Annotated in this window: 18 protein-coding genes; 11 read left to right on the forward strand and 7 right to left on the reverse strand. The window is 69.9% G+C overall.

Annotated features, from left to right (window positions below; all coding sequences use genetic code 11):
• Together Q0480_RS04835 and xrtD are read right to left on the reverse strand one after the other, a co-directional pair.
• Window positions 1-925: glycosyltransferase family 2 protein (locus Q0480_RS04835; protein WP_299131205.1), on the reverse strand; the 925-nt coding region annotated here is incomplete at its 3' end.
• Between the two features lie 2 nt (window positions 926-927).
• Window positions 928-2,532 (reverse strand): VPLPA-CTERM-specific exosortase XrtD, encoded by a 1,605-nt coding sequence (gene xrtD / locus Q0480_RS04840; RefSeq protein ID WP_299131206.1) that lies wholly within the window; start codon window positions 2,530-2,532, stop codon window positions 928-930.
• A gap of 457 nt (window positions 2,533-2,989) precedes the next feature.
• Here xrtD and Q0480_RS04845 point away from each other — a divergent pair, with 457 nt between their 5' ends.
• Window positions 2,990-4,000, forward strand: coding sequence for a hypothetical protein (locus Q0480_RS04845; RefSeq protein WP_299131207.1), 1,011 nt, complete (start codon window positions 2,990-2,992; stop codon window positions 3,998-4,000).
• A gap of 94 nt (window positions 4,001-4,094) precedes the next feature.
• On the opposite strand, the gene Q0480_RS04850 is transcribed toward Q0480_RS04845, so the two are convergent.
• Together Q0480_RS04850 and Q0480_RS04855 are read right to left on the reverse strand one after the other, a co-directional pair.
• Entirely contained in the window at window positions 4,095-5,402 is a 1,308-nt protein-coding gene (locus Q0480_RS04850; RefSeq protein ID WP_299131208.1) for a hypothetical protein, read from the reverse strand.
• An 11-nt stretch (window positions 5,403-5,413) separates the two neighbouring features.
• Window positions 5,414-5,998, reverse strand: coding sequence for a polysaccharide biosynthesis/export family protein (locus Q0480_RS04855; protein ID WP_299131209.1), 585 nt, complete (start codon window positions 5,996-5,998; stop codon window positions 5,414-5,416).
• A gap of 289 nt (window positions 5,999-6,287) precedes the next feature.
• Here Q0480_RS04855 and Q0480_RS04860 point away from each other — a divergent pair, with 289 nt between their 5' ends.
• From Q0480_RS04860 to Q0480_RS04875, 4 genes are all read left to right on the forward strand, one after another.
• Window positions 6,288-6,791, forward strand: coding sequence for a BLUF domain-containing protein (locus Q0480_RS04860; protein ID WP_299131210.1), 504 nt, complete (start codon window positions 6,288-6,290; stop codon window positions 6,789-6,791).
• Window positions 6,792-7,054: 263 nt separating this feature from the next.
• Window positions 7,055-8,938, forward strand: a complete 1,884-nt coding sequence (locus Q0480_RS04865) for an acyltransferase family protein (protein ID WP_299131211.1) — start codon at window positions 7,055-7,057, stop codon at window positions 8,936-8,938.
• Between the two features lie 222 nt (window positions 8,939-9,160).
• Window positions 9,161-9,607: a UDP-N-acetylglucosamine--LPS N-acetylglucosamine transferase gene (locus Q0480_RS04870; protein ID WP_299131212.1), complete on the forward strand. Its 447-nt coding sequence runs from the start codon at window positions 9,161-9,163 to the stop codon at window positions 9,605-9,607.
• Entirely contained in the window at window positions 9,604-10,104 is a 501-nt protein-coding gene (locus Q0480_RS04875; protein ID WP_299131214.1) for a glycosyltransferase, read from the forward strand. Before Q0480_RS04870 ends, Q0480_RS04875 begins: the two co-directional genes overlap by 4 nt.
• Window positions 10,105-10,151: 47 nt before the next feature.
• On the opposite strand, the gene Q0480_RS04880 is transcribed toward Q0480_RS04875, so the two are convergent.
• Both Q0480_RS04880 and Q0480_RS04885 read right to left on the reverse strand, forming a co-directional pair.
• Window positions 10,152-12,662: a tetratricopeptide repeat protein gene (locus Q0480_RS04880; RefSeq protein WP_299131215.1), complete on the reverse strand. Its 2,511-nt coding sequence runs from the start codon at window positions 12,660-12,662 to the stop codon at window positions 10,152-10,154.
• Window positions 12,663-12,983: 321 nt separating this feature from the next.
• Entirely contained in the window at window positions 12,984-13,673 is a 690-nt protein-coding gene (locus Q0480_RS04885) for a sugar transferase (RefSeq protein ID WP_299131216.1), read from the reverse strand.
• Between the two features lie 559 nt (window positions 13,674-14,232).
• Here Q0480_RS04885 and Q0480_RS04890 point away from each other — a divergent pair.
• From Q0480_RS04890 to Q0480_RS04905, 4 genes are all read left to right on the forward strand, one after another.
• A complete protein-coding gene (locus tag Q0480_RS04890) occupies window positions 14,233-15,084 on the forward strand; it encodes an AAA family ATPase (protein ID WP_299131217.1) in 852 nt (283 codons plus the stop codon).
• A 111-nt stretch (window positions 15,085-15,195) separates the two neighbouring features.
• The gene (locus Q0480_RS04895; protein ID WP_299131218.1) at window positions 15,196-16,791 is read left to right on the forward strand and encodes a Wzz/FepE/Etk N-terminal domain-containing protein; all 1,596 of its coding nucleotides are present in this window, start codon (window positions 15,196-15,198) and stop codon (window positions 16,789-16,791) included.
• 125 nt (window positions 16,792-16,916) lie between these two features.
• A complete protein-coding gene (locus Q0480_RS04900) occupies window positions 16,917-17,759 on the forward strand; it encodes a CpsD/CapB family tyrosine-protein kinase (RefSeq protein WP_299131220.1) in 843 nt (280 codons plus the stop codon).
• A 134-nt stretch (window positions 17,760-17,893) separates the two neighbouring features.
• Window positions 17,894-19,756 (forward strand): polysaccharide deacetylase family protein, encoded by a 1,863-nt coding sequence (locus Q0480_RS04905; protein WP_299131222.1) that lies wholly within the window; start codon window positions 17,894-17,896, stop codon window positions 19,754-19,756.
• 56 nt (window positions 19,757-19,812) lie between these two features.
• Here Q0480_RS04905 and Q0480_RS04910 read toward each other — a convergent pair whose 3' ends face one another.
• Window positions 19,813-21,093 carry a glycosyltransferase family 4 protein gene (locus tag Q0480_RS04910; RefSeq protein ID WP_299131223.1) on the reverse strand — a complete coding sequence of 427 codons (1,281 nt, stop codon included), beginning with the start codon at window positions 21,091-21,093 and terminating at the stop codon, window positions 19,813-19,815.
• 452 nt (window positions 21,094-21,545) lie between these two features.
• Between Q0480_RS04910 and Q0480_RS04915 the strand changes: the two genes are divergently transcribed.
• Entirely contained in the window at window positions 21,546-22,880 is a 1,335-nt protein-coding gene (locus Q0480_RS04915) for a hypothetical protein (protein WP_299131224.1), read from the forward strand.
• Between the two features lie 85 nt (window positions 22,881-22,965).
• The coding region (locus Q0480_RS04920; RefSeq protein ID WP_299131225.1) for an ABC transporter ATP-binding protein at window positions 22,966-24,651 on the forward strand (1,686 nt) is incomplete at its 3' end.

Consider the following 24,651-nt stretch of genomic DNA (forward strand, 5'->3'; position numbering starts at 1 on the left):
CGCCGGAAAGCTTGCGGGTCAGCGGCCAGATCCGGATCAGCCAGAGCCCGAGCGGTCTCTGCCAGGCCGGCAGGTGGCGCCGGGCCAGCGTGACCCGGGCCTTGAGCTTCAGGATGTCGCGCGCGGCCCGGGGCGCCGAGCCGCCGCCGAAATGGACGATCTCGGCCTCGGGCGTCAGCCGTGGCCGGGCGAGCCCGAGATCCCGGGCGCGCCGGCAGAGGTCGGTCTCCTCGCCATACATCACGAAGCTGAGGTCGAAACCTCCGAGCCTTTGCCAGAGGTCGCGGCGGATGAGGAGAAAGCAGCCCATGATGGTGCCGACGTCGCGCTCGCTGTCGCGCTGCCAGCCGCCGTAATATTCCGGATTGAAGAAGGCGCTGCGCCGGAACAGCAGCGACAGGCCGGTGGTGCGGCAGAAGATGCTCCAGAGCGTCTGGTCGCCGAAGGCGCAGGAAGGATCGAGCGTCAGGTCGCCCTTCAGTGTGCGTCCGCCCCAGATGCCGGCCGAAGGCTGGCGGCGCGCGAAGGCGACGAGCTTGTCGATCGCCCCGTCGAGCACCAGAGTGTCCGGATTGAGCAGCAGCAGATACTCGCCCCGCGCCTGTTCCGCCGCGATATTGTTGCCCTTGGCGAAACCGTGGTTCTCGGCGCTCGCGATCAGCCGGACCTCGGGAAAGGCCTCGGCGACGGCGGCGGCCGAGCCGTCGGGCGAGACATTGTCGAGCAGGATCACCTCGTGCGGCGCGCGCGTCTCGGCCGCGATCGAGCGCAGGCAGTCGAGCGTCATCGCCCTGGTGTTGTAGCTGACGACGATGATCGAGACGACGGGCCGCGCCTCGGCCGCGCCGGAGTCCGAGGCGGAGTCCGGGGCGGGGTCCGATGCCACCGGGGGGGCGGAGGAGGGCAGGGGGCTCTGGTCGGTCATCTTTATTCGGGCACGAAACGGTGGAGGCGGTCGAGGCTCGCGCCGAGAAAGCGCGTGAGCCGCGCGTCCGCCGCCGCCACGCCCGCCGCGTCGATCGGGGTGATGACGCGCACCAGGCCGCCGTCGGTGCGGCCGCGGGTCACGCCGTCGGCGAAGGTCTGGAACTTCGCCGCGAATTCGCTGGTCAGCCGCCGGCCGCGACCCTCGAACCAGTAATAGACCAGCTGCTTCTCCAGCCCCTTCTGGATGATCGCCCGGTTCAGCCGGACGGTTTCCCCCGCCGGCAGGGTGACCGTCGTCGGTTCGATCGAGAACACTTCCCAGCCGCCGGCGGGCAGGCAGACCTCGGGCGAATGGATGGCCTCGCCCTCGGTCTGGCTGAGATAATAGGAGAGAAAGAGGTCGACCGGCTCGGCCTCGGCCGGGTCGTGGTACCAGGCGGCGAGATAGTCGTCGGCGCCGAGATTGCGCTCGACCGCCGGGTCGAGCGCCACGCGCGTGCCGGACCAGCCGCCGATCTGGTTCGGAAAGAGCGCGAAGGGATCGCGCGCCGGCGGCGCGGGCGCGGCGTGGGGCGCGAGCGCCCAGGCCGCCGACAAAGCGGTGGTCAGCAGCGCCGCGGCGATCAGCCCGCGCGAGGGCGAGATGGTCAGCACCCGGGCGAGTTGCTCCCGCAGGCCGGAGAAATCGAGATCGATCGCCTCGGCGAGCGGCCGGCGGTCGCCCGAGAGCCGCCGCAGCGCCACCGCCAGCGCGAACAGCAGCCCGACGCAGCCGAGGAAGATGATCCAGCCCTCGAAGAAATGCAGGAAGCCCTCGGCCTGGGCGATGCCGTGGCGATCGACCAGAAAGCCGATCATGCCGATGCGCAGCGCGTTCATCAGCACCGCGAGTGGCGCGGCGGCGACGAGCAGCGCCAGCCGGTGCCAGAGCGGCCCCCGGTAGAGCACCGCGAAGACATAGGAGAAGCTCATGATCGGGAAGAGATAGCGCAGGCCCGAGCAGGCCTCGGCCACCTGCAGCTTGTAGACCCCGAGGTCGATGATGTTGCCGTCGAGGAACACCGGCGCGCCGGTCAGCGCCACCAGCCAGACGCCGATCTCCGAGGACAGGAACTGCAGGTTGGTATTGAGCTTCCAGTAGAGGAACTGCGGCAGCGGCAGCATGAAGACGAGATGCAGCACCGAGGGCCAGAACACCACGCCGCGCCGCGCGCCGTAGCAGGTGAGGATCAGCCCGAAGATCCAGAGGATCAGCGCGTAGAACACCAGATCGTCGATCCGCGCCAGATTGCCGAGCAGCGCGAGCAGCAGCGCCCCGCCGAGGACGAGCACGCCGGGCGTCCGATCGGTGACCGGCGCCGCCGGCGGCGGCACCGCCTTCATCTCGCGCAGATACATGTAGAAGGAGAGCAGGGGGATGATCGGCCCGTGGCTGTATTCCGGCCGCGCCCAGGCCGAGGCGAGCCCGGTCAGCCCGAACCAGAACAGCGGCAGCGCCGCCAGCAAGCAGAGCGTGAACCAGAACAGTCCGGCGGGATCGAAGGCGAGGGCGCCGCCGTTTCCGATGGCGCCGTTTCTGATGGCCTCCCGCGTCGAAACCGACATGACGAACCCTTGGACGAACTCTTGTACGCGACAGGGACGAGGGCGAGGTCCGGCCGCCGTCCGCGCCGGAATTTAGGGGAAAAGCCGGGCGAAAACGAGAGGAAACCGGCGTCGGCGTAAATTTCCGCCGCCGCCGTTGCCCTCGCCGTCGCTCGAGGCGCCAGGGTGGGGATGGCGGATGGAGGATGGAAGGGGGCCGGGGCGTCGTTCGGCGCGCCATGGGGCGGCCTCCGGCCCGCGATGCCTCCCGCGATCGGGCATGATCGCGGTGCGATATCGGGCCCGCGCGATTCCAGACGGCGGGTTAAAAATAGGAATTATCCTTGTTTTTCATGAGCGATAGGCGGTTTTCCTCCTATACCCTCCAGGCCCGCCACGCGCGCGCGTTTCCCGAAGAAGATGCGCTATCCTTCCTTCAGGGAAGAGGAGGGGTGTCGCGAACCGAAGAGGACGGAGCATGAATTCGGCGGTACTGAGTACGGATTTCGTCGTCGCCGGATCATCGGCCAAACCAGCGGACGCCGCTTGCGCCCAATCATTCGATATCAGCCGGTCGCTCGAGCCGGTGCGACGCTGGCGCATTCACATCGGCGCCCATGAGACCGCCACGCCGCGTCTGCAGCGGTCGCTCGCGGCGCTGCGGTCCGAGCTCGCCACCCGCGGCGTCGATGGCATCCCCCGCGCCGTCGGTTTCGCCGAGGCGCTGCTGAACCGCCCGCTCGGCGCACGGCTGCTGCCGCTCGGGGGCTCGCTGATCGCCTCCCGGGTCGCGCGGGGGATCGCCGCCCCGCTCGAAGCGCTGCGCCGCGGCCCCGGCACGCTCGTCCTCAGCGAGGACCGACTGCTCGGCAGCCCGCGCCGGGTCTTCTCCGAGCCGTTCTATCCGATGGCAGAGCAGGCGGCCCAGACTCTCGCCACCCTCGCGGGCGGCGGGGACGGAGCGGAAGTGACGCTGTTTCTCTCCGTCCGCGGCTTCCAGGACCATCTGCCGGCGATCTATGCCCGCGAGCTTCGCGCCTTGCCGCCGCCGGCCGGCGGCTTCGAGGCGATCAAGCGGCGGGTGCTCGCCCGGCCGCCGAGCTGGTTCGACCTGGTCCGGCGCCTGCGCGCCGCCGCGCCGGGGGTGTCGCTCCGGGTCTGGCGGCACGAGGATCACGCCGCGCATTCCGAGGCGATCCTCTCGGCCTTCGTCGGCTGCGACGCGGGGACATCGGCGCCGCCTCTCGCCGAGGCCGCGCCCGACGACTGGCCACCGCCGATCGAGGCGATCCGCGAGGCCGAGGCGCTGCCGGCCGATCTCGCCCAACCGGCGCGCCGCGCTCTCGTCGACGAGATTTTCGCCGCCGCCGGGCCGGGGACGCCGTTCCGTCCCTTCTCGGCGGCCGAGCGCGGCGCCTTCGAAGCCGCCTACGCCGCCGATCTCGACCGGATCGCGGCGCTCGATCCCCGGATCCTGATCCGGCCCTGAGATCCGTGGCCCAAGATCCGGGCCTGACCTGGCCGGAAAGCCATGCGGCAAGAGCCCCGGGTGAAGCCCGGGGCTTCCTCTGGCGGGACCCTTCTCAGGGGCGGGTTTCGAAGCTCTTGCCGATCTGGACGAACACCGCGTTGCTCGAAGCGTCGGTCGGCTCCTCGCTGCGCGTACGGTAGCTGTAGCCGATATCGGCGTCGATCGTGCTGGTGATCGCGTGGCTGTAGGTCGCGGTGAAATCCGTGCGGTTGATGTCGGGATCGAGCGGGCCCGGACCATCGTCGACATCGACCTGGGTGGCATAGCGGAAGTCGAAGCCGATGCTCGAGACCGAGGTCAGCTCGCGGGTCAGCCCGATGCCGAGGCCGGTGACCCGGGCCTCGTCCGAGCCGCCCGAGGTGCCGGTATAATTCTGGAACACCCGCCCGATCACCCGGCCGCGCGGCAGGGTATAGACCGCGCGCACCGTGCCGGAGAGCCGGGTGGTCGGCGCCGCCGAGCTCCATTCGCCCTCGCCGCTGAAGACGAGCTCCTCGGTGGTATAGGAGAACTCGCCGGTGATCCCCGGCCCGTTGTTGCTCTCGGTGGTCTCGAGCGCGTCGTTCACCAGATCCTTGCGCTGGCGGTCGGCGTAATTGACGCCGAGCCCGAGGCTGGTGTTCACATCCGGCGTATAGACCACGCCCGCGCCGACCGAGGCGCGGCGCAGCTCGGTCTGGTCGCTGTTGTCGGCGTTGTAATAGAGATAGTCGCCGGTGACCCGGCTCGCCAGGATCGGATTGAACTGCAGGTTCCAGGCCGCCTGGCCTTCGAGCGTGCTGCGCGGCACCTGGTCCGGCGTCACGTCGGTATAATCGACCTGGCTGCCGATGAAGCGCAACTCGTAGCTGCTCGGGGTCGAGGTGCCGAAGGCGACGCCGATATTGGCGTCGTAGCGCATCTCGCGCGTGTTGTTCTGCAGCTGGCTGAGATCGTCGGGCAGCTGGTTGGGGTCGTCGTCCGCGGATATCGCCTCGGTATAATCGACCTGGCGCTGGCGATAGTCGAAGGACATGTCGAACAGGCCGTCGGCCCATGCGTTGTCATAGTCGAGCGAGGCGCCGGTCGGCGAGGCGAGGGTGAATTCGAACGGCTGCTCCGCCTGCCAGAGCGCGCGCAGGCCGGTGCTGAAGCCGAGCTCGAAATTCTGGGTCGGCGTCTGGTTCAGAAAGCCGAGCGTCAGCCGGGTGTCGGCGAAATAGCTCGTCCCCGGCGATGGATCGTCGAGGTCGTAATTGTCGTTCGCCTCGAACCGTTCCGAGACGGTCGCGGTAATGGTCGAACCCTCGAAACCCTGGCCGAAGGCCGCGCCCCCGGCCGAGCTGGCGAGCAGGACGGCGGCGATGGAGGCGCGTCTCATGGAGGTCGGCCTCACTCGAACAGGCGACGTTCGGGAACGAGCAGCACGTCGCCTTCGCGCAGCGTGATCATCGATTCGATCGACCCGCCGCGCTCGACGGCCCGGTAGTTGAAGAGATAGAGCTTCTGCTGCCCGTTCACATCGGTGCGGCGCAGCTGGATGCGCTTGGTGGCGGCGAAGCGGTCGAGCCCGCCGGCGAGCGCGATCGCCTGCAGCATGGTGGTGCCCGGCTCGACCTCGACCATGCCGGGATTGCCCACCTGACCCATCACATAGATCGGGAAGGTGCCGGCGGTCTCGTCCACCGCGGCCACCGAGACGAAGACGCTCGGGCGCACGGCGAAGTTCGAGGCCAGGCGATCGGCGATGGTCTGCTCGACCTGCTCGACGGTGCGGCCGCCGGCGGTCACCGAGCCGGCGAGCGGCACCGAGATGCGGCCGTCGGGCAGGACCAGCAGCTGACGGTTCAGCGTGTCGTCCTCGAGCACGGTCACCGCGAGGGAGTCGCCCGGCTGAATCCGATAGCCCGCGCTCTGGGCGAAGGCCGCCGGCGCCGCGAGCATCGCGAACAGGATGGCAAGTACAGTCGGTCTCATCGATCCGCCTCGTTGATTGGTTGGTGTCTTTTTAATCACGGTTCCGCGCGAGGCGAAAAGCCCAAACGCCCGATGTCACTGGCGGAGCGGCATTTGAAACCCCGGGCGTAGTCATTCTGCAACAGAAGGCGTGAAACCGCCGACCGCCCGCGGCGCCCGCTCGACCTCGACCCCGGTCAGGCGGATCATTCAGGAAGGCTTCATGAATCACGGACATTCTGAGGCTCCGCCCCCCGGAGAACGACGAGAGCGGCCCGGATGGTGCGACGACAGGCAAAGGAAATCGAGCATGCTTGAACGGATCACCTATGTCAGCCGGGCGACGCCGGGTCTGCGTCGCGAGGACGTGTTCGGGATCATCAGAACCGCGCATCCCGCCAACAGCCTCGCCGGGGTCACCGGCGGCCTTGTCTTTCTCGACGGCTGGTTCGCCCAGGTGCTGGAGGGCGAGGCCGGCGCGCTCGACCATCTGCTGGCCGGGCTGGCGCGCGATCGCCGCCACCAGGGGCTGGTGCTCCGCAGCCGCGAGCGCGGGCTCTGCCGCCTCTTCGCCGGCCAGGCGATGGCGCTGCGCACCCGGACCTGCGTCGATCCCCGGCTGCTGGATGCCTTCTCCTATGCCCCGGGCTTCCCGGTCGAGCGCTTCCCGGCCGACGTGCTGGTGGAGTTCGTGGTGCAGGCCTGCCGCCGCGCGCCGGGCCAGAAGCCCTACCAGTCCCCCGACCATGTCCCCGGCCAGGCCCCCGAATACGCCCGCTACGCGCTCGAAGGCGCCCTGCGCGCCGTATCCTGATCCCGGGGTTGCCTCCCGTATCCTGACCCGGGCGTTCCGGTCCGGGTCTGATCGGACCGGAACGCCCGGCCCCGTCGGGGCGCGAGGCGGAGCGAGCGGGCGATTCCGCTTGGCAGGAGCGCCCCGGTTTGCCAATCTCGCCCTGGCTTGGCCGCGCGGATCTCCCTTTCGCGGTCGCCCGTGTTCGGCGCGCGCGACGCCCGGCCGCGCCTCGCCGCTTTCCGTCACCCGCCGCCGGTTCCCGTCGCCCGTATCGTAGTGCCATGAAGTACCGCAGTGAGATCGATGGGCTTCGCGCCGTCGCCGTCGTTCCGGTGATCCTGTTTCACGCGGGCTTCGAGCGCTTCTCCGGCGGCTTCGTCGGCGTCGATGTGTTCTTCGTGCTGAGCGGCTATCTCATCACCACGATCCTGCTCGCCGAGATCGCCGAGGGCCGCTTCTCGCTCATCCGCTTCTACGAGCGGCGGGCGCGGCGCATCCTGCCGGCGCTCTATTTCGTGATGCTGGTCACGCTGCCCTTCGCCTTCCGGCTGATGCTGCCGGACGAGTTCGCCAGCTTCGCCCAGGCGCTGATCTCGGTGCTGTTCTTCGTCTCGAACGTCTATTTCTGGCAGACCACCGACTATTTTTCACGCGCCGCCGAGGAGAGCCCGCTGCTCCATACCTGGAGCCTCGGGGTCGAGGAGCAGTATTACATGCTGTTTCCGCTCGGCCTGCTGCTGCTCTGGCGCCTTGGGCCGCGCGGCGCGCTGGCCGGACTGATCGCCGGCTCGCTGGCGAGCCTCGCCCTCGCCGAATACGGCGTCCATCGCTGGCCGGTGCCGACCTTCTTCCTGCTGCCGACCCGGGCCTGGGAGCTCGGGCTCGGCTCGCTCGCCGCCTTCTATCTCACCCGCCGCGGTCTCGCCCGGATCCCGGCCCGGTTCGGCGGCGGCGCCGCCGCCCTCGGCCTCGCGATGATCCTCGCAAGCGTCGCGCTCTTCGACGCCGAGACCCCGTTCCCGAGCCTCTACGCGCTGTTGCCGACGGTCGGCACGGTGCTCGTCGTGCTCTATGCCGATCCCGGCGCGCTCGCCGGCCGCCTGCTCTCCTGGCGGCCGGTGGTCTTCGTCGGGCTGATCAGCTACAGCGCCTATCTCTGGCACCAGCCGCTCTTCGCCTTCGCCCGGATCACCGAATTCCGGCAGCCGGGGGACGGGCTGATGCTCGGCCTCTCGCTGCTCGCGCTCCTGCTCGCCGCGCTGACCTGGCGCTATGTCGAGCGGCCGTTCCGCGACCGGACGGCGATCAGCGCCCGGGGCATCCTCGGCTATGGCCTCGCCTCCAGCGCCGGGCTGCTGCTGCTCGCCGGCGTCGCGCCCTGGCTCGCGGCGAGCCCGACGCGCTATCCGCCCGAACAGCGCCAGTTCACCATCCCGCTCGCCGATCACGCCGATTATGTCGAGCGCGGCTACAATCGTCTGACGCAGGCCGATTTCGTCGATGACGGGCGGCGGCGGCTGCTCATCATCGGCGATTCCTTCTCGCAGGATTTCTACAACATGATCGCGGAGACCGGCGGCTTTCCGGGCTACCAGATCGTGACCCGGCGCTTTCTCTCCACCTGCCAGATCTATCTCGGACCCGAGGACGTGACGCCGCTGCTCGGCGCGGAGGCGGCGAACTGCGCCCGCCAGGTCCAGGCCGCCGATCTCGTCCCGCTGGCCCGCGAGGCCGACGTGGTGGTCTTCGCCTTCAGCTGGCGCCCCTGGTCGGGAGCCCGCGTCGCCGAGACGATCGCGAATTTCGGCTTTCGCGACGACCAGACCGTGCTGGTGATCGGCCGCAAGAGCTTCGGCTATTTCAATGCGCGGAGCTTTCTCGGCATGGACCCCGCGGCCCGGCTCGCGCTGCGCAACGGTCCCCGGCCGGAGCATGCCGCGACCAACGAGATCATGCGCCGCCTGGTGGCGCCGGAGATGTTCGTCGATACCCAGGCCCTCGTCTGCGGCGCCGCGCCCGACTGCCCGCTCTTCGCGCCCGACGGCGGGATGATCAGCTTCGACGGCAACCATCTGACCCGGGCCGGGGCGCGCTACCTTGGAACGCTGCTGTTCCGCGACCCCCGCCTCGCCCCCTTCGCCCCGAGAACCGGCGCGGCGCTCTAGGGCGGAGTCCGATCCGGCGGAGCCGGCTCGTCCCCCCCAAAGAGTCTTGGTTTGACGCGATATCCTGAGCACCGGACGATTCCGTCTGGTTGGAGATTGCTCTAGGATGGTGGATGGAAAAGCGAACTTCCCTTTGCCAGCGCCTGCGCTAGAACAACCCTTGTCCGGTGCGTCGCGGGGGGAACGAGCGCGGCCAGTCGCCCGGTGCCTGGAGGAACGAGTGTGAAAGTTTTGATTGCCTGCTCCGCGGGCGGCCATTGGGTACAGATGCGCCGGATCCTGCCCGCCTTCGACGGGATGGAGCTCGTCTATCTCAGCGTGGGGTCCCGCGCCGATCCCGACCTCGGTCCGGTGCGCTATTATCAGGTCCGCAACGTCACGCGGAAAAATCCCGGCACGGTCCCCGGCCTGCTCTGGCGCATCGCGCGGATCGTGCGCGCCGAGCGGCCCGATCTCGTGGTCACCACCGGCGCGGCGCCCGGTCTGCTCGCCCTGGTGGCGGCGAAGCTGCTGACCCGCGGCCGGACCATCTGGATCGATTCCATCGCCAATACCGAGAAGCTGTCGCTGTCGGGCCGGCTCGCCCGGCCGGTGGCCGATGCCTGGCTGGTGCAGTGGGAGCATCTGAGCCGCCCGGGCGGCCCGGACTTCTGGGGCGCCGTGCTGTGAGCCGGCCGATGATCTTCGTCACCATCGGCTCGATGTTCCCCTTCGACCGGCTGGTCCGGGCCATGGACGACTGGGCCGGCGCGGGCGGCGCCGCGGAGGGCGAGATCTTCGCCCAGATCGGCGCCGGCGGCTACGAGCCGCGCCACATGCGCTGGGCGCGCGAGCTCGGCTTCGATGACTACAACGCCGCGGTCGCCGGCGCCGGGGTGGTCGTCGCCCATGCCGGCATGGGCTCGGTGATCACCGCCGGCGACAAGGGCAAGCCGATCGTGCTGCTGCCGCGGCGCGCGGCGTTCGGCGAGCATACCAACGACCATCAGCTCGACACCGCCGGCTGGCTCCGCACCCGGCCGGGCATCTATGTCGCCGACACCGAGCGCGACCTCGCGACGCGCTTGAGCGATGCGCTGGCCGGCGGCGTCGGCGCCGGCGCGCTCGACACCGCCGCCCCGGCCGGTTTCCTGTCGCGCCTCCGCGCCTTCGCTCTGGAGTCCTGATCTGACACAATATCCGACCGGACGTTTCCGTCCGGTTGGATATTGCCCTAACCGTCCGTCGGAGCGGGAGCGGGGGTAGGGACGGGGGCCGGAACAGCGGGGGCGTCGAGCTCGGCGAGGCGCTGGCGGGCGGTCTCGGCGCCGGGCAGCGGGCTGCCGGCCGCGGCGGCCTCGAGCGCGCGGCGGTAGCTCGCCCGCGCCGCCTCCCGCTGGCCGAGCGCGCGCTCGGTCTCGGCCAGGTGGAACTGGGCGAGCGCGTTGTCCGGCAGCGCGGCGGCGGCCGGCGCGAGATAGCGCAGCGCCTCCTCCTCGTCGCCCCGGCGGTGCAGGATCCAGCCGTAGGTGTCCTGGAAATAGGGCATGTCCGAGCCGCGCAGCCGGCGAGCGATGGCGAAGGCCCGCTCAAGGCTCGCCGGATCGTCGCGATAGCTCGCAAGCAGGCTCGCGAGATTGTTGGCGATGACCGGCGAGGCGCTGTCGCGGGCATAGAGCGCCTCGTAGATCGCGATCGCGCCGGCCACGTCGCCCTCGCCCTCCAGCAGCCCGGCCTTGCTGAACAGCAGCGTCGCGCTGTCCGGCGCGGCGGCGAGACCCTCTTCCAGCGCCGCCGCGGCCTCGGCCGTCCGGCCCTCGCCCGCGAGAAACGCGAAGAGCGCCTGGCGCGCCTGGGGCAGGGCGGGGGCGGCGGCGATCACCGCGCGAAAGCCCGCCTCGGCCGCCGCCGCGTTCCCCTCCATCTGGTCGAGCCCGGCCAGCGTCAGCCGTCCGCTGAGATTGCCGGGCTCGCGGGCGAGCAGCGCGTCGAGATAGCGCCGGGCGCCGGGAAGGTCGCCGGCCTCGACATAGCCCTGGACCAGATCCGCGACCGCCTTGCCGTCCGTCCTGTCCTCGGGGCCACCCGCTGGTCCACCACCCTCCGGGCTGGCGAGCCCCTGGAGCGTGGTGATCATCTCCTCGGTCCGGCCCTGGCCGCGCAGGCTCGCGGCCCGGAGCCGGGTCGCCTGGGCCGTTATCGCCGGATCGCCCGCAGCCGCCGCGCGCAGCAGCTCGGCGACCTGACCCGCCCGCGCCCAGTCCCGGCGCTCCAGATGGATCTCGCCGAGCAGGGCGAGCAGGGCCGCGTCGTCCGGCGCGCGGCGCAGCGCGTCGGTCACCACGCCCTCGGCCGGGCCGATCCGGCCGTCGCGCAGCAGGAAACGGGCATAGCGCAGGCTCTCCTCCGGCGCCTGCCGCGACATTTCCACGGCGAGCGCCAGCCGCTCGCCCGCGAGTTCCCGGCCGCCCTGGCGTTCGTGGGCGAGCGCCATGATCGTCATGATCTCGGGGTCGCGCGGCGCCGAGCTGGCGGCGATCCGCATGTCCTGGATCGCCTGGTCCGGCCGGTCGGCCTCGATCGCGAGCCGGGCCCGCAGCTTCAGCGCCTCGACATGGTTGGGATCGGCTTCAAGCACGGTGGCGAGCAGCGCGGACGCCTCCGCCGCCTGCCCGGTCGCGGCGCGCATCTGGGCCAGCGCCACGGTGAGGTCGCGCGTCGCATCCGAGGACTCGGCCCCGTCGAGCAGCGCGACGAGCGCCGCGATCGCCTGATCGGTCCGACCTTCGGAGAAATCGAGCCCGGCCAGCACCCGCTGGAACGGCCGGGGATCCCGCCCCGCTCCCCTGGCCTCGGCGATGTTCCGCTCGAGCTCGGTCCGCGCCGCCGCCGGTCCCCGGACCTCGAGCAGGAACCGGGTCACGGTCAGCGCCGCCTGGTCGTCGGCCGGGTCGCGCGCGGCCTCGGCGCGCAACACCGCCTCCGCGCCGTCGGGATCGTTCGCGCGCAGATACCACTGGATCAGCGCCTGGTGTATGCCGGGATCGTCCGGAAACAGCTCGGCCATGCGCCGCAGCTCGGCGCCGGCGCCGGCGGTGTCGCCGAGCCGCTCGAGCGCGGTGAGCCGGGCGAGCCGCAGGCCCTCGTCGCCGGGCGCGGTGGCGAGCGCCGCGTCGATCAGCGGCAGCGCCGCCGCCGGGGCGCCGGCGTTCATCCGCTCGGCGATCAGCACCATGTTGGCCGCGATATTGTCCGGCGTCTCGGCCAGCACGCCGCGCGCCATCTCCACCGCCGCGGCGCGGGTCTCGGGATGGCGGAAATCGAGCGTCGCCCTCAGCGCCCGGGTCGCCGGATCCTTCGGCGCCAGCAGCCAGGCCTCGGCGGCGTGCTCCTCGGCGGTGGCGAAATCCTGCGAGAGCAGCGCCATCTCGGCCACCGCGCGCTGGCTCTCGAGATTGGTCGGATCCTGCTCGGCCACGCGCAGATACTGGCCGACGGCCTCGCGGGTCTCGCCCCGGTCGCGCATCACCCGGGCATATTCGAGCCGCGCCGGGATATGGGCGCCGTTCAGGCGGAAGACATTGCGGAACTCGACCAGCGCGCGGTCGGTCTCGCCCTCGGCGAGCAGCGCCACGCCGCGCTGGTAATGGGCCTCCGCCCGCTCCTCGGCGGTATCGCAGCCCGCCATGGCCAGCGCTGCGAGGAGCAGGAGGAGCGGGCCAGCCGGCCGAGGAAAGAGGCGCATGAAAAGGCTCCGGGATCCGCCGTCGGGCGCGGGTTGCTTGTCGGGAGCGGACCTCGGGGACGGGCTCCGGGCTCGGAGAGCGGTCCGCCGCGGGGCCGCGCGAGGCCCGCGCCGGACCCGCGGCGGGCGAGGCCCGCGTCGCGAAGCGACAAGATAGCGGCGGCGGCGGTTAAGAAAAAGCTAATAGCGCTGGTCGCCGGTCGTCGGCCGGCGCCGCGCCCGGTACCGCGCCGGACGGGAAACCGGGCAGCGCCAAGGCCACGCTCCCGAGGGGCGCGGCCCGCTCGCCGCGCGAGGCCGGACCTCGCGGGAAGGACGGGCTCAGTAGCCGGTGCCGCGGATCACCACCCATATCGTCGCCAGCAACACGAAGACATCGGTCATGAACGACATCCGCCGGGCATATTGCGTGTCATAGGCGGCGCGGCCGGCGAAGGAGGTCTCGTTGCGATGGCTGATCTGCCAGAAGCCGGTCAGGCCGGGCCGCAGCCGATAATAGGCCCGTCCCGGATAGAGCCGGGTCTGGCTCGGCATCATCGGCCGCGGTCCGACAAGGCTCATGTCGCCGGTCAGCACGTTCCAGAGCTGCGGCAGCTCGTCGAGCGAGGTCTTGCGGATCAGCCGGCCCGCCGGAGTGATGCGCGGATCCTTGCGCAACTTCTGGTGCTCGTTCCATTCGGCGCGGGCGGCGGGATCGGAGGCGAGATAGTCCTCGAGCGCGGCGTCCGCGTTGATGACCATGGTGCGCAACTTCCAGATCCGGAAGATCCTGCCGCCCCGGCCGATCCGGTTCTGGCAATAGAGCACCGGGCCGCCGTCGCGGGCGATCATGAAGCCGAGGATCAGCAGGATCGGCAGGACGAAGGGCGCCGAGAGCAGGACCGCCAGGATGTCGAAGGCACGCTTGAAAAAACCGCGGTAGAGTCCGGGCCGCTTGACAGCCTCGGCCTCGGCCTTGCCGATATAACTCACCCCGGCCAAGTTGGCCTCGAGGTCCGGATAATGTGCCATCAATCCACCCAAGTCCAGGAACACAACGACGCGGCGCAACGCCAGAACCGACGCGGATCGCAGCAGCGGATTAGAGGCATCACTGAGGGATCCGCCTGGAATACCGCCCGTCTCCTTGTCCTTCCGGCGCTTCCCCCGCGGTGTAAAATCGTTGGGCGAGTTACCCCTCTCACCGACGCCATTAAGACACTTTTAAGCTCGAACCTCAATCAAAATTTCATGATCTTTTAATGACATCCTTAATTCGGCGATATCCCGCAACCCGAGGTTGCGGTTGCGAAGCCCCCCTTGGCCGGACCCGGAAAAACCCACGAATCCTGCAACCGGAGCACGAGCATCCGGCCTGTTCCCCGCGTCCCGCGCGCCAGGCTCCGGGGCGCGGTGCCCACAAATCGGGCACTGTCCCGGCGGGCCCGCGCGCGGGCCCGAAAAATGGGGATGATAAGGCAAGGGGAAATCTGTATGAGGCGAAACCGGGGACTTACGCTACTTTAACGCCCGGGGCGGCAGTGTGTCCCCGGCGGAATGGCCCGACCGCGGCGGGACGGGTAGGTGTGGGATGGGTATGACGAGTACATTGTCGATCTATAACGAGCACTTCGGGCTGTCCGAGCGCCCGTTCACGCTGTTGCCCGACCCGGACTTCCTCTATTGGTCCGAGAACCATACGCGGGCCTATGCCATGCTCGAATACGGCATGCTGACCCATGCGCCGATCACCGTCATCACCGGCGAGATCGGCGCCGGCAAGACCACGCTGCTGCGCCACCTGCTGCGCACCCTGCCGGAGGAATTCACCGTCGGGTTGATCTCGAACGCCCAGGGAAACCGGGGCGAACTGCTGCATTGGGTGCTGATGGCGCTCGGGGTGCCGACCGACAATTCGGCGAGCTACGTGCAGCTCTTCGCCCAGTTCCAGGAGTTCCTGATCGAGGAATACGCCTCCGGCCGGCGGACCATGCTGATCTTCGACGAGGCGCAGAATCTCAGCGTCGAGACGCTCGAGGAACTGCGGATGTTCTCCAACATCAACGCCGACAAGGACGAGCTGATCCAGCTCGTGCTCGTCGGCCAGCCGGAGCTGCGCGACCTCATCGGCCAGCCGCGGCTCACCCAGTTCGCGCAGCGGGTGGCGGCGGAATACCACCTGCCGGCGATGTCGTCCGACGGGGTGCGCGCCTATATCGCCCACCGGCTGGCGGTGGCGGGGGCGGCGCGCGAGATCTTCACGCCGGCCGCCTGCGAATGCGTGCATCTCGCCGCGCGCGGCGTGCCCCGGCTCGTCAACCAGATCTGCGACTATGCCATGGTCTATGCCTTCACCGACGGGCTCGACATGATCGACGCCGGGGTGATCGAGCAGGTGGTCACCGACCGGCGGGCGCATGGCAACCTGAAGATGGTGGTATGAGCGCGACCCGGGAAGGACCGGTCCCGGAACGAGACTTGAAAACGCGAGACTTGAAAACGCGGGCCTTGAAAACACGAACCTTGAAGAGACGGGCGGGAAACGGACTTGCCGATGGTTAATCTCGATCTGAAGTTCTACTGGGCGGTGTTCCTGCGCCGGCTGCCCTATTTCCTGGTGATCGTCGCCTTCCTGACCGCGGCGGCCGTGACCGTGGCGATGATCCTGCCGCCGGTCTATACCAGCGGCGCCCGGATGCTGGTCGAGCCCCAGCAGATCCCGGACAAGCTCGCCCAGACCACCGTGCCGGTCAATCCCTACGAGCAGGCCCAGATCATCGAGCAGCGGCTGATGACGCGGGCCAACCTGCTCGCGCTCGCCGAGCGGATCGGGCTCTATGCCGGCGTGGAGCCGGCGATGACGGCCAATGCCATAGTCGGCGACATCCGCGATCGCGTCACCTTCATCGGCTTCACCCCCGATCCGACCCGCGCGGCCGAGCTGCCGGGGGCCACCATCATCGGCGTCTCCTTCGACGCGCCGACGGCGGAATTCGCCAACAAGGGCGCGAACGAGCTGGTCAACCTGGTGCTCGAGGAGAATGTCAAGCTGCGCCAGGGCCGGGCCAACGACACGCTCACCTTCTTCCAGGCCGAGGTCGAGCGGCTCGCGGGCGAGCTCGAGCGGCAGAGCAACAAGATCGCCGAGTTCAAGACCACGAATTTCGAGGCGCTGCCCGACAGCCTCCAGGAACGGCGCAACCGCCAGATCCTCGAGCAGGAGCGGCTGATCGCGCTCGAGCGCGAGGAATCCGACCTGCGCAACCAGCGCGCCACCGTGGTCTGGGTGTTCGAACGCACCGGCCGCTCGGCCACCGTCGGCGATCTCAGCCCCGAGGAGCAGCAGCTCGACACGCTGCGCAACGAACTCGTTCAGCAGCGCACGATCTACGCGGCGAGCAGCCCCCGCATCCGGATGCTCGAGAACCAGGTCGCGGGCCTTGCCAAGCTCGTCGAGGAACAGCGGGCCTCGCGCGCGGTGCCGGGTCCCGACGGCCAGGCGGCCGCCCCCGCCTCCGAGCTCGATCTCGAGCTGGCGCCGATCGACGCGCGCCTGAAGTTCATCGCCGACGACAAGGCGACGATCCAGAAGACGCTCGACGATCTCAGCGCCACGATCCAGGCGACGCCGGTCAACGAGCAGATCCTCGGCGGGCTGGAGCGCGAACTCGCCAATATCCAGACCCAGTACAACGCCGCCGTCGAGAATACCGGCCAGGCGACGGTGGGCGAGCGCATCGAGGTCCTGTCCAAGGGCGAGCGCTTCAGCCTGATCGAGCAGCCGAACATGCCGACCGTGCCCTCGAGCCCGAACCGCAAGCTGATCGCCGCCGCCGGTCTGGTCGGCGGCCTCGGCGCCGGCCTCGGCTTCATCGTGCTGATGGAGATGCTGAACCGCTCGATCCGCCGCCCGGTCGAGCTCACGGCCCAGCTCGGCATGCAACCCTTCGCCACCGTGCCCTATATCCGCACCCCCGGCGAGGTGCGGCGCAAGCGGGCGATCGTCGCGGCGGCGCTGGCGGTGATCGTCGTCGGCCTCCCGGCGGCGCTGTTCGCGATCCATACCTATTACATGCCGCTCGATCTTCTGGTGGACGACGGGCTCGCCAAGGTGGGCATCGCCCCGGACGACCCGCCGCCGGCGCAGTGACCGGCGGCCCGGGCGCCGGGATCAGCGCCGCCGCCGGGGCAAGGACGTGACCGCGAGAGACAAGACCGGCCCGGGCGCCCGGACGATTGGAAAAGCCCGGGCGGATTGGAAAAGAGAGACGATCGATGGAACGCATCCAGGCAGCCATCCAGAAGGCCAAGGAACAGCGGGGCGAGGCGCCGGCCGGCCCCGCCGCGCCGGTGCTCGGCGCCGGGCCGGTGGCGGCGGCGCGCCAGGCGCGCGCCGGCGTGGCGCAGGGACCCGGCCCGGCCTGGCCCGAACTCGCCGGTTTCGAGCCCGATCCCGCGCAGATGTCGCGGGCCCGGGTGGTGACCTTCGCCGACGCCGATCCCGCCCATGTCACCTTCGACATGATGCGCACCAAGATCCTGCGGGTGCTGCGGCAGAACGGCTGGACCTCGCTCGGCATCACCTCGCCCACGGCCGATTGCGGCAAGACCACGGTCAGCCTCAACCTCGCCTTCAGCCTCGCCCATCAGCCGGAGATCCGCACGGTCCTCGTCGATCTCGACCTGCGCCGCCCGGCGGTCGCGCGCCATCTCGGCCTCGCCGCGCCGCAGTCGATGGCGAGCGTGCTGCGGGGCACCCGGCCGGTGGCGGAGAATTTCGTGCGCTACGGCGACAATCTCGCCATCGGCACCAACGCCAGCGGCATCCGCGCCTCGTCCGAGCTCCTGCTCAATCCGGCGACGGCCCAGGGCGTGGCCGGGCTCAAGGCCGCGTTCCAGCCCGATGTCATCCTCTACGACCTGCCGCCGATGCTGCAGAGCGACGATGTCATGGCCTTCCTGCCGCATCTCGATTGCGTGCTGCTGATCGCCGCCGCCGAGAAGAGCCGCCTCGACGAGGTGGACAAATGCGAGCACGAGCTTTCGGAACAGACCAATGTGCTCGGCGTGGTGCTGAACAAGTGCCGGTACGGCGGCGAGGAATACGGCTACTATTGAGCCGGAACGGGACGGCCGGGGGTTGAACGGCCGGACGGGAGAAAGCGGGCGGCGGCCGCGAGGCCGGCGCCGGGGGGAAGGCGGCGCGCGGGTCCAGGGGTGGGCGCGGACGCCCGGAAGCGTGGTGGGGTTCAATGTTCGAGGGAAAGCCGACCTGGCCCGGTCCGGGCGCGGGAGACGCGCCGCCCACGCCGAAGGAGGTCTTCGGCGAGACCCGCGGGGCCGAGATCAGCATGGCCGAGATCAGCGTGATCGTCGCCTGCTACAACGGGGCCGAGACGCTGGGCGAGACGCTGGAGAGCCTCGTCCGCCAGGACTGGGACCGCCCCTGGGAGATCGTCTTCGCCGACAACGGCTCGACCGACGCCTCGGCGGCGATCTTCGCCGAGACCGCCCGCCGCCATCCCGGGGTACGGATGCGCCGGGTGGATGCCTCGGCCGAGAAGGGCAAGGTCTTCGCGCTCAATACCGGCATCCGCGCGGCGAAGGGCCGGGCGCTGCTGTTCTGCGACGCCGACGACACGGTGGCGCCGGGCTGGCTCGCCGCCATGGGCGCCGCGCTCGACGCGGCGCCGCTGGTCGCGGCCCGCATGGATGTCCGCGTCCTCAATCCCGACTGGGCGGTCGGCCAGCGCCGGCAGCAGCAGGAGACCGGGCTCGGCTTCATTCCGCACGCGCCCTTCAGCCCGATGGCCGGTGGCGCCACCCTGGGCTTCCACCGCGAGGTGTTCGAGGCGGTGGGGGGCTTCGACCCCGCCTTCCGGGTGATGGAGGACGATGATTTCTGCGTCCGGGTCCATCTCGCGGGCTATGACATGAAATACGTGCCGGACGCAGTCTATAACTACCGCTTCCGGCTCGATCCCGCCTCGATCTATCGCCAGGGCTATCAGTACAGCTACTTCCGCGGCCTGATGCGTCGGCGCTACGCGCCCGGGAACCGCTGGGCGCCCGGTCCCTGGATCGCACTTCTCGCCCGCGTCGGCCGGCTGCGCGGCGCGCTGCTGAAGGACGCGCTTCTGCGTCGCGAGCGCCCGGCCGACGACCAGGCACGGATCCAGCGCGCGCTCGGCGGCGCGGTCGGCGATCTCGCCGGCTCGCTCGCCTTCGGCGTCGCCCCGCCCGAACCCTCGCCGCCGGCCCCGCCTTCCTCAGGACAACCCGCCGCCGGACGGACGCCGCCTCCCCCCACTTCGCCGAAGCTCCTCGCCCGGGCGCGCGGGCTGGCGCGACGGGTGGCGCATCGCGCCCTGCGCCCCGTGGCCGGCTCGATCCTGTCGGCGCGGCTGGCCGAGAAGCGCATGGCGCTCACCTTCGACGACGGGCCGGATCCGGAGACGACGCCGGCCGTGCTCGACGCGCTCGCCCGCCACGGCATGCGCGCCACCTTCTTTCTCGTGGGCGAGCGCGCCGCGCGGTACCCCGAGCTCGTCGCCCGCATCGCCGCCGAGGGCCACGAGATCGGCAACCACGGCTGGGACCATCCCTCGCTGCCGACGCTGCCCGCCGCCGCCGTCCGCGAGCAGATCGCCCGGACCCGCGCCACGCTGGCGCCGCATGGCCAGGCGCTGATGCGCCCGCCCTATGGCGACCAGAGCCTCGCCACCCATCTCGCCGCGCGCCGCCTCGGCTACAAGGTGGTGATCTGGAGCGTGGTGGGCCGGGACTGGCTCGACGAGGATGCCGAGGCGATCGCCGGCCGGATCCTGGCCGAGGCGGCGCCGGGGGCGATCGCGCTCTTGCATGACACGCTCTATTCCTTCGCCGAGGAGCGCCACCGCGACCGCGGTCCGACCATCGGCGCGCTGGCGCTCCTGCGCGCGCGGCTGCCGGACTACAGCTTTGTCACCGTCTCCGAACTCCTCGCCGCCGGCCGCCCGGTGACCCGCTACTGGGTCCGCGCGCCCAAGGCCGGCTGGCTCGCGGGCCTCTCCGTCGCCGAAGGCGACAGGGACCACCGCGTCGCCGAAGGCGACGGGGACCACGCGGCCAGGTAGGTCCGCGGCCTGTTCCCCCGAGCCGGCTCTGCCGGATCGGGCGCCGCTCCAGATGTTCAGGCCGCGCCGGGGCGGTCTTCGGTCAGTTCGCGGAACCGCGCCTCGTAGAGGCCGATGTTGCGGCCGGTGTCGTAGGTGGTCTCGACGAAGGCGCGGGCGCTCGTGCTCAGCGCCGGCAGCCGGTCCTTCCGCGCCGCGATCTCGAGGAGCTTCGCGGCCCAGGCCTCGGGCGTGTTGGCGACGCGGTAGCCGGTTTCGCCCTCGATCACATAGTCGGGCAGGGGCGGCACGTCCGAGGCGAGCACCGGCAGGCCGAGCATCATCGATTCCAGGATGATCTTGCTCACCCCCTCGTGGTCGCAGGGATGGCAGAGCAGATCCGCTCGCCGCATCGCCGCCCAGAGCGCGTCCTGCGGCAGGAAGGGCCTGATCTCGACCCGGTCGGCGAGCCCGAGCGCGTCGCGCCGGCGGGTGACCTCGGCCACGGTCTCGCCGATGCCGACCATGGTGACCCGGAAGGCCAGCCGGTCGCGGAGAAGGCCGAGCGCCTCGATCAGCAGATCCTGCCGCTTCTGCGGCCGCGAGAAGCGCGTCGCCACCAGGATCTCGAGACCGGGGCCGGGGCTCGGCCCGTCCCAGCTCCGCGCCACCCGGCCGACATCGACGCCGATGTCGGCGACGAAGGCGCCGCGGGGTCCGAATCCGGGTGCGAGCCCGAGCCCGGCCTCGGCGGCCTTGGCCTCGACGAGCGCGCGCGAGCGGTCCGAGAGATAATTGATGGCATCGACCCCGTTGAACACCCGGTCATAGCGCGCCGCCGCCGGCGAGCCGGGGCCGCCGCCGGCCAGGATAGCATCGTGCCAGCTCACGCCCGCCATGCGCAGGACGATGACCATCCCCGCCGCCTCGGCCGCGCGCGCCGCCAGCGCCTGGTCGAGGAAATCCATCTCGTAGAAGGCATAGAGCAGGTCGAACCGCCGCCGCCCATCCGCGCCGGCCTCGCCCGCCCCGGTCCCGAACAGCCGCCGGCGCACCCGCGCCCAGGCGGCCGCGTCGAGCGACGCGCCGATCCGCCCGGGCCGGAGGCCGAGGCGCTGTTCGAGCCGCCGGCCGAGCCGTGCCCGGAGGCTGCGCCGCGGCCCAGGGAGGAGCAGGAGGCGGACGCCGTTCACTGAAGTCTCCCGCGCGAAGGGGACCATGTCCGGCCGCAGCGAGGCATAGGTGACCTCGTGTCCCCGCGCGGCCATCCCCTCGGCGATCAGCCGCATGGAATTCTCGGCCCCCCCGACCCGGTTGCGCAGAAAGGGCGATTGCTCGGAGAAGAACAGGATACGCATGGAGGCCTTGGTCCGGTCCGGTAACGGGAGCGCCGCGCATAGGACCCCCGGCGGATCCGCCCGTCAACCTTCGTGAGGAACCGGCCCCATGCCCTGGCGTCCCGCGGAAGGTTCCCGCGCTTCTCCAGGGCGTTTCGCAGGACAACCGCGCGCCCGGGGGACCCTGCGCGGTTGTCCGCCGGATCGCGCGGAGGCGGCATTGACCAATCCCCGGGGCGGCTATGGTCAAGACATCGCATTGCGCCTATAATTCGCCGGGTTGAATTCTGGGCACGGGTTCGGGCAGGGTCGGGCCTGGCTGGTCGTGGGCACCCTGTCTCTCCCGCGGTTGCGTTTGTCGGTTCCGGATCGTGTAAATGGTTCTTCAAGCCTCTGAGATCGCGGATGCTCCGCCGACCCGCCGGAGCCGGGCGACGCGCGCGCCCCGGGACGGACAGGCTGGTCCGATCCGGGTGCTTGGCATTGGCGGACCGCTTCTGCTGGCGCTCTACATGGCGAGCATGTTCCTGCCCATGGCCTTCGTGATCGGCGGGCTGCGCGTCACGCCTTACGCCGGGCTGCTCATCCTCTTCGTCGGACCGCTGTTCCTGGCCTTTCTGAGGGACCGGACCAACCGTTTCGTGGCACTCGATTTCTTCATGGTCGCCCATATCGCATGGATGGCGATCGCCATCCTGTACACGGAGGGTCTGTCCAGAGGGGTCTTCGTCGTGAACACCGCGCTCACATCGCTCGGTGGATACATGATCGGACGCGTCCTGATCCGCGGTCCCGAGGATTACGAGCGCCTGTTTCGATATTTCTTCTACGGGATCCTGCTCTATCTGCCGTTCGCGCTGCTCGAACTGTTCACCAAGCAGGTTCCGATCCGCGATGTCCTGCGCCTGATCGCGGAGGTCGATCCCCGGCCCAACAATCCGCGGATCGGCCTCAATCGCGTCCAGGCGTTCCTGGAGCATCCGATCACCTATGGCATGTTCTGCTCGATCGGCGTGGCCAATCTGTACTATATCTACCGCGGCCGCTGGTTCAAGCAGGTCACGCGCACCGGAACCGCGGTGGTCATGACCCTGCTCTCGCTCTCCTCGGCGCCGACCATCGCGCTCGGCATCCAGTTCGCGCTGATCGCCTGGGACCGGATGCTGAAGGGCATCCGGTACAAATGGGTGGCCTTGATCCTCATCGTGGGCGTGACGGTCTCGGTCCTGCATCTGGCCTCGCCGCATGGTCTCGTCGGCCTCGTCATCGACAATCTGTCCTATGAATCCGATACCGGCTGGGCCCGGGTCGAGATCTTCAACTACGGCAGCGCGGAGGTCATGCGGCATCCCCTGTTCGGGATCGGCTTCACGGAATGGATCCGGCCCTTCTGGCGCAATGGTTCGGTGGACAATTTCTGGCTGCTGACGGCCATGCGGTACGGTTTGCCGGCACTGCTCTTCCTGCTCGGAGGGCTCGCCGTCCACGCTGGTCAGCTCATGTCCCGTCGGGATCTCTCCGAAGAGTGGGCGGGGATGCGCATGGGCTATGTCGCCGCCTGGGCCGGGATCGTCTTCGTGCTCGCCACCGTCTATATCTGGGGAACGGCCTATATCTTCATCATGACCTACATGGGCGCCGGGGCCTGGCTCTATACCACGCCGACCCCTCCGGCCCGCTACAGGCGTCTCGGCGAGATCCAGGACACGGGCGCCGGGGCCCGCGCCTCGGCCGGCGTCGGCCGAACCGCCGGAGCACCCTCCACCCTCCGCCCTCCTCCGCCCGCGCGGCGCGCGAGACGATCTTGATGGATTGCCCCGAGAGCGGCGCGGGGATCCGCCGCCATCCGCCTGGCCGCGCCGGCCTGCCAGGAAACCAGACGAGATCGCGCCCATGATAGAGACCTTCCGACGGATGCTGGACATATTGACGCCGGCCGAGCGGCGCAATTTCCATGCCCTGGTGGCGCTGCTGTTCGTGGTGGGGCTGTTCGAGACCGCCGGCGTCGCCTCGGTCCTGCCCTTCATGGCGGTGCTGACCGAGCCGGCGAATATCGAGAAGAACGCGGTCCTCGCCTTCCTCTACGCGCGGCTCGGCTTCACCAACACCCAGAATTTCATGATCTTCCTCGGGATCGGCACCTTCCTCGTGGTGATGATCGGCATCTTCGCCCAGATCCTGTCGACCTATGCCATCCTGCGTTTCTCCAACGACCGGGCCTTCACCCTGAGCTCGCGGCTCCTGCGCGGCTATCTGCGCCAGCCCTATGCCTGGTTCCTGAACCGGCACAGCTCGGACCTCGGCAAGTCGGTGCTGTCCGAGGTCGACGCGGTGGTGAACCAGACCTTCATCCCGGCGATGCGGCTGATCTCGAACACGTTCATCGTCGCCTTCGTCGCCGCGCTGCTGATCGCGCTGCAGCCCTGGGTCGCCTTCGGCGCGGCCAGCCTGCTGACGCTCGCCTATGTCGGCATCTTCGCGGTCGCGCGCAAATGGCTCGTCTTCTTCGGCGAGGAGCGCTTCGCGGCGAACCACGAGCGGTTCCGCGTCGCCCAGGAGGCGACCGGCGGCATCAAGGACGTGAAGCTGCTCGGGCTCGAGGAGGGCTATATCCGCCGCTTCAACGTGCCCGCCGCGCGCATGTCGCGGGCCAATACCTTCAAGGGCGTGATCGGCGAGGCGCCGCGCTTCCTGCTGCAGGGCATCGCCTTCGGCGGCATGCTGCTCGTCATCCTCGTGCTGCTCATCCAGGGCGACGGCGGGCTCGGCGGCATCCTGCCCATGCTCGCGGTCTATGCCTTCGCCGGGCTCCGGCTGCTGCCGGCGATGCAGCAGGTCTACAACCAGATGACGCTGCTGCGTTTCAACCGGGCGACGCTCAACGCGCTGCACCGGGACATGAGCGAGATCCGCGCCAACGAGGAGGTGGCCGAGGCGCCGGCGGTCACCCCGCCGACCCATCTGCGCGACCGGCTGGAACTCGTCGACATCCATTACAGCTATCCCAATACCGAGCGCTCGGCGTTGCGCGGCCTCGATCTCGAGATCCGCGCCCAGACCACGGTCGGCATCGTCGGCGGCACCGGCGCCGGCAAGACCACGGCGGTCGATCTCATCCTCGGCCTGCTCCATCCCGGCGCCGGCGAGATCCGGGTCGATGGCGTCGCCATCACCCCGGCCAACCTGCGGGCCTGGCAGAACTCGATCGGCTATGTGCCGCAGCAGATCTTCCTGACCGACGACACGGTCGCCGCCAACATCGCCTTCGGCCTGCCGAAGCACGAGATCGACATGGCCGCGGTCGAGCGCGCGGCGCGGATCGCCGAGCTGCACGGCTTCATCTCGGCGGAGCTGCCGCTCGGCTATGACACGCCGGTCGGCGAACGCGGGGTGCGGCTCTCGGGCGGTCAGCGCCAGCGCATCGGCATCGCCCGCGCGCTCTATCACGACCCCGACGTGCTGATCATGGACGAGGCGACCAGCGCCCTCGACAACCTGACCGAGAAGGCGGTGATGGACGCGGTGCACAATCTCGGCCGGGCCAAGACCATCATCCTGATCGCGCACCGGCTGACCACC

The organism is uncultured Amaricoccus sp. (assembly GCF_937891315.1).
Taxonomy (GTDB): domain Bacteria; phylum Pseudomonadota; class Alphaproteobacteria; order Rhodobacterales; family Rhodobacteraceae; genus Amaricoccus.

Excerpts from the sequence above, each read along its gene's own strand:
- xrtD (WP_299131206.1), bottom strand. The coding sequence starts at position 2,532 with ATGTCGGTTTCGACGCGGGAGGCCATCAGAAACGGCGCCATCGGAAAC.
- Q0480_RS04845 (WP_299131207.1), top strand. The coding sequence starts at position 2,990 with ATGAATTCGGCGGTACTGAGTACGGATTTCGTCGTCGCCGGATCATCG.
- Q0480_RS04850 (WP_299131208.1), bottom strand. The coding sequence starts at position 5,402 with ATGAGACGCGCCTCCATCGCCGCCGTCCTGCTCGCCAGCTCGGCCGGG.
- Q0480_RS04855 (WP_299131209.1), bottom strand. The coding sequence starts at position 5,998 with ATGAGACCGACTGTACTTGCCATCCTGTTCGCGATGCTCGCGGCGCCG.
- Q0480_RS04860 (WP_299131210.1), top strand. The coding sequence starts at position 6,288 with ATGCTTGAACGGATCACCTATGTCAGCCGGGCGACGCCGGGTCTGCGT.
- Q0480_RS04865 (WP_299131211.1), top strand. The coding sequence starts at position 7,055 with ATGAAGTACCGCAGTGAGATCGATGGGCTTCGCGCCGTCGCCGTCGTT.
- Q0480_RS04880 (WP_299131215.1), bottom strand. The coding sequence starts at position 12,662 with ATGCGCCTCTTTCCTCGGCCGGCTGGCCCGCTCCTCCTGCTCCTCGCA.
- Q0480_RS04885 (WP_299131216.1), bottom strand. The coding sequence starts at position 13,673 with ATGGCACATTATCCGGACCTCGAGGCCAACTTGGCCGGGGTGAGTTAT.
- Q0480_RS04890 (WP_299131217.1), top strand. The coding sequence starts at position 14,233 with ATGGGTATGACGAGTACATTGTCGATCTATAACGAGCACTTCGGGCTG.
- Q0480_RS04895 (WP_299131218.1), top strand. The coding sequence starts at position 15,196 with ATGGTTAATCTCGATCTGAAGTTCTACTGGGCGGTGTTCCTGCGCCGG.
- Q0480_RS04900 (WP_299131220.1), top strand. The coding sequence starts at position 16,917 with ATGGAACGCATCCAGGCAGCCATCCAGAAGGCCAAGGAACAGCGGGGC.
- Q0480_RS04905 (WP_299131222.1), top strand. The coding sequence starts at position 17,894 with ATGTTCGAGGGAAAGCCGACCTGGCCCGGTCCGGGCGCGGGAGACGCG.
- Q0480_RS04910 (WP_299131223.1), bottom strand. The coding sequence starts at position 21,093 with ATGCGTATCCTGTTCTTCTCCGAGCAATCGCCCTTTCTGCGCAACCGG.